The sequence below is a fragment of the Thermoanaerobaculia bacterium genome, assembly GCA_018057705.1.
In the GTDB taxonomy this organism is placed as follows: domain Bacteria; phylum Acidobacteriota; class Thermoanaerobaculia; order Multivoradales; family JAGPDF01; genus JAGPDF01.
In genome coordinates, this window is record JAGPDF010000118.1 from 1 (window position 1) to 8,273 (window position 8,273).

General features: G+C 68.3%; 7 protein-coding genes. 6 read left to right on the top strand and 1 reads right to left on the bottom strand.

All coding sequences use genetic code 11. From position 1 onward, the window contains the following. The 4 genes from KBI44_20420 to KBI44_20435 form a co-directional block, all read left to right on the top strand. The coding region (locus tag KBI44_20420; protein ID MBP9146847.1) for a PDZ domain-containing protein at positions 1 to 2,413 on the top strand (2,413 nt) is incomplete at its 5' end. A gap of 412 nt (positions 2,414 to 2,825) precedes the next feature. Further along, positions 2,826 to 3,332, top strand: coding sequence for a hypothetical protein (locus tag KBI44_20425; GenBank protein MBP9146848.1), 507 nt, complete (start codon positions 2,826 to 2,828; stop codon positions 3,330 to 3,332). Further along, entirely contained in the window at positions 3,329 to 3,838 is a 510-nt protein-coding gene (locus KBI44_20430; protein MBP9146849.1) for a hypothetical protein, read from the top strand. The genes KBI44_20425 and KBI44_20430 overlap by 4 nt, the downstream gene beginning before the upstream one ends. A 119-nt stretch (positions 3,839 to 3,957) precedes the next feature. Then, positions 3,958 to 4,413, top strand: a complete 456-nt coding sequence (locus KBI44_20435) for a hypothetical protein (protein ID MBP9146850.1) — start codon at positions 3,958 to 3,960, stop codon at positions 4,411 to 4,413. A 249-nt stretch (positions 4,414 to 4,662) separates the two neighbouring features. On the opposite strand, the gene KBI44_20440 is transcribed toward KBI44_20435, so the two are convergent. Continuing rightward, the gene (locus KBI44_20440; GenBank protein ID MBP9146851.1) at positions 4,663 to 5,634 is read right to left on the bottom strand and encodes a hypothetical protein; all 972 of its coding nucleotides are present in this window, start codon (positions 5,632 to 5,634) and stop codon (positions 4,663 to 4,665) included. Between the two features lie 233 nt (positions 5,635 to 5,867). On the opposite strand from KBI44_20440, the gene rmuC reads away from it, so the two are divergent. Both rmuC and KBI44_20450 read left to right on the top strand, forming a co-directional pair. Next, positions 5,868 to 7,262 (top strand): DNA recombination protein RmuC, encoded by a 1,395-nt coding sequence (rmuC, locus tag KBI44_20445; protein MBP9146852.1) that lies wholly within the window; start codon positions 5,868 to 5,870, stop codon positions 7,260 to 7,262. Positions 7,263 to 7,275: 13 nt separating this feature from the next. Beyond that, complete coding sequence (locus KBI44_20450) at positions 7,276 to 7,929, top strand: hypothetical protein (GenBank protein MBP9146853.1); 654 nt, start codon at positions 7,276 to 7,278, stop codon at positions 7,927 to 7,929. Positions 7,930 to 8,273 lie beyond the last annotated feature (344 nt).

Genomic DNA, 8,273 nt, shown 5'->3' on the forward strand with positions numbered 1-8,273 from the left:
CAAGCGCGCCGTCTTCGCCGCCCGTGGCGACATCTTCACCGTGCCAGCCGAGAAGGGCGACATCCGCAACCTGACCCACTCCTCGTCGGCTGCCGACCGCGATCCGTCCTGGTCCCCGGACGGCAAGACCCTCGCCTGGCTGTCGGATGGGTTGGCCGACGCCTCCGGCGAGTACGCGCTGCATTTGGCACCGCAGGACGGCACCGGCGAAACCCGCCGCATCGCTCTCGGCTCCCCGCCGTCGTTCTTCTATGATCCCCTCTGGTCCCCCGACGGCAAGAAGATCGCGCTCTACGACAAGCGGCTGACGCTGTGGATCGTCGACGTCGCGAGCGGCGCCCTCACGAAGGTGGCGAGCGATCTCTACGAAACGCCGTATCGCACGCTCGAGCCGGCCTGGTCGCCCGACAGCCGCTACCTCGCCTACACGCGGCAGCTTCCCTCCCACCTGCACGCGATCTTCATCTACGCGCTCGACTCCCGCGTCTCGAAGCAGGCGACCGACGGCCTCTCGGACGCGCGCTTCCCGGCGTTCGATCGCGGCGGCAAGTACCTCTACTTCACCGCTTCGACCGACTGGGGCCCGGCGGCGACCTGGCTCGACATGTCGAGCGTCGACCATCCGGTGTCGCGCGCCGTCTACGTCGCCGTCCTCGATCGCAAGGAGCCCTCGCCGCTCGCGCCCGAAAGTGACGAGGAGGGTGCCGCGGAGAAGGAGGACGAGTCGCCGGCCCAAGACGACGGGAAACCGGCGGTGAAGAAAGCGGGCGGCGAGGCGGGGAAGGCAGACGAGAGCGAGGCGTCGCCGGCTCCGAAGATCCCCGCGGTGAAGATCGACTTCGACCGCCTCAGCCAGCGGACGCTCGCACTGCCGGTGCCGGTGCGCAATTACAGCGGTCTTCACGCCGGCAAGGCGGGGGAGATCTTCCTGCTCGAGGCACCGGCGGTAGAGGCGATCGACAGCGAAGCCCCCCCGACCGTCAGCGTGCAGAAGTTCGATCTGGCGAAGCGCAAGGTCGAGAAGCTGGCGGACGGAATCGCGAGCTTCGCGCTCTCCGCCGACGGCGAAAAGATGCTGCTCGAAAGCGCGGGGAAGTGGTCGATCGCCGGCACCGCCGGCCCCGTGAAGGCGGACGAAGGGGAGACGAAAGCGCTCGATCTCTCCGCCATGCAGGCCTATGTCGATCCGCGCGCCGAGTGGCGACAGATGTACCACGAGGCCTGGCGGATCCAGCGCGATTTCCTCTACGACCCGCACGCCCACGGCCTCGACCTGGCGGCGGCGGAGAAGAAGTACTCCGTCTACCTCGCGGGCTTGGGCTCGCGCAGCGAGCTCAACTATCTCTTCGAGGAGATGCTCGGCGAGGTCGGAGTCGGGCACATGTTCGTCGGCGGCGGCGACCTGCCGGAGGCGCCGAAGGTTCCGGGCGGGCTCCTCGGCGCCGACTACGAGATCGCCGACGGGCGCTACCGCTTCGCGCGGGTCTTCGACGGCGAGAGCTGGAATCCGAAGCTCCGGGCGCCGCTCACCCAGCCCGGCGTCGATGTCGTCGCCGGCGAGTACCTGATCGCGGTCGATGGCCGCGGCGTCCGGCCGCCGGCCTCCGTCTACGGCTTCCTCGAGAATCGCGCCGGCAAGAGCGTGCGGCTGCGCGTCGCCAGGGACCCGGAGGGCAAGGACGCCCGCGACGTCACCGCGGTGCCGATCGCCGACGAGGAGGGCCTGCGCTATCGCGCCTGGGTGGAGGACAACCGCCGCACCGTCGAGCGCCTGAGCGGCGGCAAGCTCGCCTACGTCCATCTGCCGGACACCGGCTCCGGCGGCTACCTCAACTTCAATCGCTACTTCTTCTCCCAGACCGACAAGCTCGGAATGGTCGTCGACGAGCGCTTCAACCACGGCGGCTTGATCGCCGACTACATCGTCGACTATCTCAATCGGCCGCTGCGCAGCCTCGAGATGGGACGCGAAGGCGCGGACTTCCGCTCGCCCGGCGGCGCCATTCAGGGCCCCAAGGTGATGCTGATCAACGAGATGTCGGGCTCGGGCGGCGACGCATTGCCGTGGTACTTCCGCAAAGCGAACACCGGCAAGCTCGTCGGCACGCGCACCTGGGGGGGCCTCGTCGGCATCTACGACTATCCGGAGCTCCTCGACGGCGGCGGCGTCACCGCGCCCCGCGTGGCGATCTACGGCCTCGACGGCAAGTGGGAGGTCGAGAACCAGGGCATCCCGCCCGACGTCGAGGTCGAGCGCCTGCCGGCCGACTGCCGCGACGGCAACGACCCCCAGCTCGCCAAGGGCGTTGAAATCCTGCTCGACGAACTGGCGAAGAACCCGCCGCCAACCTACCAGCGCCCCCCCTTCCCCAACTACCAGAAGACGCCCTGGGAGTCGGAGGCGAAGCCGTAGGCCTCGGAGATCCGGGAGGCTGCGGGCAAGCTTCTGGCGCAGATTGCCAGTGGAAGCGCGCGGCACGTTTGCGCTTCTAGCGCTGTGGAAACGTGAGCTCGGGCCGCGGGAAGGTGATCACCCGGGTCCAGGCGCGACCTCCCACTTGCCGTATCGGACATCTCTCAAGCTCGCCCCGACGCTTCATCCCCGGCTACGAAGACGATCTCTGGCTCGCGAGTCGAAAGCTCGCCGTGGGCTTACCGCAGCATCTTCTCCAGCGATCGAGGTCGCTGTGCGCCCAGGTGCGGGTCGCCATGCGGATTGCAGTGGGATCGTCTGTGCGGCGTCCCGGCCAACCGCTCGGCCGGGTTGCGTCCGACCGTCCCGGGGGAGTTTGTTAGGCTGTTTGCTTACCCAGTGGAGTCCACCGATGAGAGTTCCCGGAGTCGCGTTACTTCTGATTCTCTGCGCGCTTGCGCCGTCCGCCGCTTCGCACGGCGCTTCGGGGAGGAAGGCTGCGACTCCGGCGCCGGCCGGCGTCGATCCGCTCACTCCCGCTGGAGTCTTCAGCCTGGTCGCGGTAGCGCCTGGAGCAGTGAACCACGCCAACGCCGCGACCGTCGTCCACTGCACCAATCTCGGCGTCGCGCTTGCCGCGCTGGCGATCGAGTTCGACAACTTCGACGGCTCGCCGGCGTGCACGCTCTTCTCGCCTCCCGTGCTTGCGAACGAAACCTGGACCGCATCGACTCGGGCCACCGCCGTCTTCACCGAGAATGCGGTCTGCGATGGCGGCACGCCCGCGATCAACCAGGGCGTGGTGCGCGTCCTGCTCGACCCGGCGCAGGAGATGGATGTGGTCTGTTCGATCCAGGTGGTCGACCCCGTCGCCGCTTCGCCGGTCTATGCGAGCGCGTTGGAGGTTCATCCGCGATGAGCCCGGACTCGGGGACTTCGGCCAGGCAGCATCAAGCCCCCTCCCGGATCGCCGGCCGCGCCGTTGCCGCGGGCGCCGCGCTCGTGGTGCTGGGATTGGCGGCTCTCTTCGCGGCGGAAGAACCGGCGCGGGTCCCGGAAGGCCTCGTGCGGATCTTCGCCGCTTCCGGGGCGCTGGACGCTCCGGATCGAGCGACTGTCGTTTTCTGCACCAACTTTGGCACCGCAGCGGCTCCGGCCGCCGTCGTCTTCTTCCAGTCCGACGGGACGGCCGCCTGCACGCTCTCGGGGACCATCCCGGTCGGCGTGACCGGAGTTCTCGCAACTCGCGCCACGGCGGCGCTCTCGGAGACGGGCACCTGTCTCTCTCCGCCCGAGATCACGCAAGGCAGCGTTCAGGCCTTCGCCGACCAGTCGGCGGCAGGTGTCATCTGCAGTGCGCAGGTCGTGGACGCCACGAACGCTGCGCCGGCGTTCGTCCTGGCCTTGCGGACGGAGGCGCGATGATCAGACCGAGGGCGGTTCGGCCAGCAGCGATGGTTCTGGCATGCGTCGCGATCGCAGGGTCGAGTGGAGCCGGCGCAGCGGCGCTCTCTGAGACTGGGAGCCTGGGTGGTCCAGGCACGGTGATCCTCTACCACCTCACGGGCGTGATCGATGTCGGCGACGTGGCGACCACCGTGCATTGCACCAACCTCGAGGCCGTCGCCGCTGTCGACCTGCGGCTGGTGGTCCTCGACCAAGCGGGAGCGGTGTCGTGCAATACGACGCCGGCCGACCTCGCCGCGGGTCGTACCTGGACCATGTCGACCACCTCGACCGCGGTCTTTGTCGAGGACGCGAACTGCGGCCCGACGGGTGGAAGCGTGAGCGGGTCGGCACGAATCGTCGCCGAGAACAGCGGCGCGCTCGACATCCTCTGCACGGCTCAGCTCGTCGACGGAACGCAGAACCCGCCACGGTTTCTCGAGAAGCTCGAGCTCTACGATGGCCAGGCCAGGCCGGTCGGCGCCCAGGGGATCTTCCGGGACGGTTTTGAGAGCTCGACGACAGCGCGATGGAGCGCCCAGTTTCCGCCGTAGCGCTCGGGGTTGCACTGTTCGGGACTCGTGGAAGTCCCGGGCGGGCTCTGGAAGACCACAGTCGGGTGTCGCACCCTGCAAGCGCTGACCAAGGGCTTCCTGGAAACCCCTACCTCACCGCTGAGAACCGCTGCACGAGCCGGAAGGGCTTCCGGCACGGTGGAGAAAAGGGGAAGAGGAGCCCCTGATGCCCGACGCGCTCGAGATCCTGCTCGAAGAGCTGGCGAGGCCCGCGGAACGCTTGCGCTGCTAGCGCCGAAGAAACGTGAGCTCGGGCCGTGGGAAGGAGATCACCCGGGTCAAGGACTGATCTCCCACCACTTCCCCCATCGGACCTTTCTCGAGCACCGCCCACCGCTTCTTCCCCGCCACGAAAACGATCTCCGCCGCGCGGGTCGGCAGCTCGATCGCCTCTCCCAGGACATCGGCGATCGGATCGACGGGATAGACCAGCCATTGGTTGCCGCCGTCGGCGCGCGGCTGGTGGGCGAGGAGAAGCAGCCAGCGGTCTTCGAGACAGAAGAGCCCTTCCGCGATCCGCGCGACAGCCTTGGCCGCCTCCCGCTCGGGCACGGACGGGCCGCAATGCAACATCGGCAGCGCCGGGCGCTGACGAAAGATCTCCGGGAAACTCCTCAGGCTGCCAGGCGAGTCCCCGAACCGTTCGATCTCCAGGCGCGACTTCATGCGCAGCAGATAGACCTCGTCACCGCAGGCGGCGACCTTGGAGGGGTAGGAACGGAAGGCGGCCGATTCATCGCTGTCGGCCTCGATCGAGCCCAGATTCTCCAGCTGTCCTGGACTCCGGTAGGAAACAGCGAACATGCCGGTCCTGGACCAAGTCAGGTCGTGCGACTGCACTTCTCCGACGCCGACGAACTTCGTCGACCCGGCGTCGAAGCTGTTGAAGGACAGTTCCCTGTACTCTGCGGACGACGGATCCTCCCATTCAAGAGGCATCGCCTCGACCGGCGCGAAGCGGCTGTCCATCCAAACCCAGCGAGTGAGGCGCGAGCCGACGAGGTATCGATTCCCCACGACGAACGGATAAGCCGGCCTCGGGAAGTCGAGGGGGCCCTGCCCGGGCCTGGCCAGGCGGCGAACGATCCTGCCTTTTCGGTCGAAGACGAAGACCTCTCCGGCGACGGGGTCGGCAGCCACCAGGTGTCGCTCCCGCAGATCCCATGTCGCCTGCGCGACCCAGACCGGACCGGCCTCCATCGCCGCGCTCCGCACCTTGGAGGGATCGATGCCCCTCGCCGGCGTGGCCACGGACGCGCAACCCGACGCACCCAGGACGAGCGCCGCAGCCAGTAGGGCCGCAGCGAGGCGGCACTTCGGTTGGGCCCCCTCCTGCAGCCACACTTTCCTTTCGCGCTTCGCCACCGAAAAAACGTAGCACAGGCCGGAAGGGCTTCCGGCACGGGGACGAAAAGGGGGAAGATGGGGGTCCGATGCCTGACGTGCTCAAGGTCGTTCTCGCGCTGCTGCCGGCGGTGGGGTTGTTCTTCGTCATCCGGACGGTCGTCGGGCGGCGGATCGCTCAGGCGGTGACGCTCGCCAAGGCCGAGGCGGCGGCGGCGCGGGCAGGGATCGAGGAGCGGCTGCGGGGGCGGGAGGAGCAGGTCGGGGAGCTGCGTGCGACGCTCGCGGCGAAGGAGCGGCGGGAGTCGGAGCTCGAGACCGAAAGCTCGGGGCTCAGGGCGCAGGTCGCCGCCTACGACGAGAAGGTGAAGGCCTTCGAGACCGCCGAGAGCCGGCTCACCGATGCCTTTCAGAATCTCGCTTCGCACGCCCTGACCCGCAACAACCAGCAGTTCCTGGCGCTCGCCAAGGAGAACCTCGAGCGCCTGCAGAGCGAGGCCAAGGGCGACCTCGACCAGCGCCAGCAGGCGATCGCGGCACTCCTCGCGCCGATGAAGGTGTCGCTTGAAAAGGTCGACGCCGAGGTCCGGCGGATCGAAGGGACGCGCGAACAGGCTTACGGCATGCTGACTGAGCAGGTGCGCTCACTGCTCTCGACCCAGGAGAAGCTGCAGACCGAGACCGGCCGGCTGGTGAGCGCGCTGCGCCGCCCCGAGGTGCGCGGCAGTTGGGGCGAGATCCAGCTCAAACGGACGGTCGAGTTCGCCGGCTTGGTCGACTACGTCGACTTCCAGACCCAGGAGACGGTCGACGGTGACGAGGGAAAGCTCCGGCCCGACCTGGTCGTCAAGCTCCCGGGCGGCAAGCAGGTGGTCGTTGATTCAAAGGCGCCGCTCGATGCCTATCTCGCCGCGATCGAGGCGCCGTCCGAGGAGGCGCGAGCCGCGGCGCTCACCCGCCACGCTGCGCAGGTCCGCGGCCACCTCCGCAAGCTCGCCGCCAAGAGCTACTGGGATCAGTTCGACAACGCTCCCGAGTTCGTCGTCCTCTTTCTCCCCAGCGAGGCGATCTACGCCGCGGCCCTCGAGCACGACCCGCAGCTCATCGAGGAGGGTTTCCAGCAGAGCGTTCTGATCGTGACACCCGCCACCCTCGTCGCGCTGCTCAAGACCATCTACTACGGCTGGCGGCAAGAGGCGTTGGCGGCGAACGCGCGGGAGATCAGCAACGCCGCCGGTCTCCTCTACGACCGCCTCAGAGTGTTCTCCGGGCATCTCGCGGGCGTCGGCAAGGGGCTCAACTCGGCGCTCGGTAAGTACAACGACGCCGTCGCCTCCTTCGATACCCGCGTTCTGCCCCAGGGCAGGAAGCTCGAAGAGCTCGGCGCGACGACCGGCGAGACTCTGACCCCGCCGCCACCTCTCGAGATGGCTCCGCGGCCGCTCGCGGCGGCTCCGGGAAGTCCGAGCGACACGGACGCCTGAGCCCCGGGCGCGCGTGCGAGCCCTCCTCACTCCGCTCACTCTGCTGCCGCTGGGGCTCCTCCTCGGAGCTGCAGCGGGCGGGACCGGTGGGCGACCCGAGACGCCGTCGCGCGACGCTCAGGCTCTCCTCGAGCCGATCTGGAAGAAGGTCTCACCGAAACTGCCGACGGCGCCGCCACCGTTTCTATGGCAGCGCCGGCTGACGCCGCCCTTGCCGCTCACCTGGCCACCCGACAGCCGGACCGCCTGGGTGCGATACGCCTTCGCCCACGGCTTCGACGCGCGCCTTTCGGACGGAGTCCGGGTCGCCGCTCCGTACGCTCGTGTCCGTCTGGATCGTCGCGGGGATCCGGTCGCAGCCGAACCGCTGCCACCGCCGCGCGGCGGTCTCGAGCTGGGCGTGCAGGGTGTTCAGCCGACGAATCCGCCGTCGGGGGGGATCGACCCGGAGGCGATCGCGCGCTCCGAGCGGCTCGCTCTGGAGCTCGACCGCCTCCCCGTTCCCGGATCCAGTACGGAGGCAGGAGTGGTCGCCTTCTACGGCCGCTGGCTCGATCGCGAAGCGGTCATCGCCGGCTCCCTTCGTGGCGACCACGCGCGCTTTTTCGACTGGCTCGAGGCCGCCCGAGTCCGACGCCCGCCGACGGCCTCTCCAGGCTCAGGGTAGCGCTTCCGACCGACCTGCTCAGCCCGTAGGATTCGGTAAGCGAAGCGCACCGCATCGGTCGGGTTACGGCGGAGGCGGCGGCGTAGATTCGAAACGCGATCGATGCGTTTCGCTTTGCTCAACGCATCCTACGTTTCTACTCTTGGCAGAGAGCTCCTCTGGCGCTGGACGATGACGTATCCACATGGATACACTTGCTCCCAGGTACTCAATTCGCTTCAACGCGCCAAGCGCCTTCTTGGCGAACTGGAGCCGGAGTCATGAGCAGAAAGTCTGTGAAGTCGAAGCTGGTGCCGTTCGATCCGGCGCGATATCTGACCGATGACGCCGCGGTCGCGGAGTAC